Source organism: Vibrio sp. YT-19(2023) (assembly GCF_033337395.1).
Genome location: NZ_JAWOQN010000756.1, coordinates 1 through 602 on the forward strand (window position 1 = coordinate 1; position 602 = coordinate 602).

Annotated in this window: 1 pseudogene; it reads right to left on the reverse strand. The window is 45.5% G+C overall.

The features are described from left to right. A pseudogene (locus R7E78_RS28295) lies at window positions 1-602 on the reverse strand (ATP-dependent RNA helicase); the annotation flags it as partial.

Below are 602 nucleotides of genomic sequence, written 5' to 3' on the forward strand. Positions count from 1 at the left end.
CAACTTGCGAGAAACAAAATATTCCACTTCAAGCTTGAGCTCAGCTAACACGAGCTTCAGAGGGTACTGCTCTGCGAAGTCGTTGTATTCCCACTCGGGAATGCCTTCAAATGGAAGGTCATCGGCCTCGAACAATTCGATGTCTTCAACACTTTCAACGCCGAGCGTTGCCAATTGTTCAGTCAACCAAGTAGAAAAACAAAGTTCATCAAGGACTTTCTTATCCACCAGTTCAGTATTCAGACCTAGGGAATTGTAGATTTTCCAGTGTTGAATTTGTTGTTTTCGCAATGGAGCAAAGCCAGGCAACAACATTTCTTGTTCGATCCTGTCGGCGATAGATTGAATCGCCACTTCACCTTGTAACGCTTGATGCTCGGTGAATATTGTCCGACCAGCGTACACTAAGTGCATAGTTGCTAGCGGAGTATCATCTTCGTATTGAGTATCACCTTGGTGCCATTCTCCCAGTTCGAGCGTTTTAATGAGTTCGACCGAAATCGGCATCATGAAAGATGCAAGGTTGAGCGTTTGTTTAACTCCCCTACCCGGTACGCTGTGGCTATCTAGCACCAAAGCCGCTTCACTTTTATCCGGAAAAC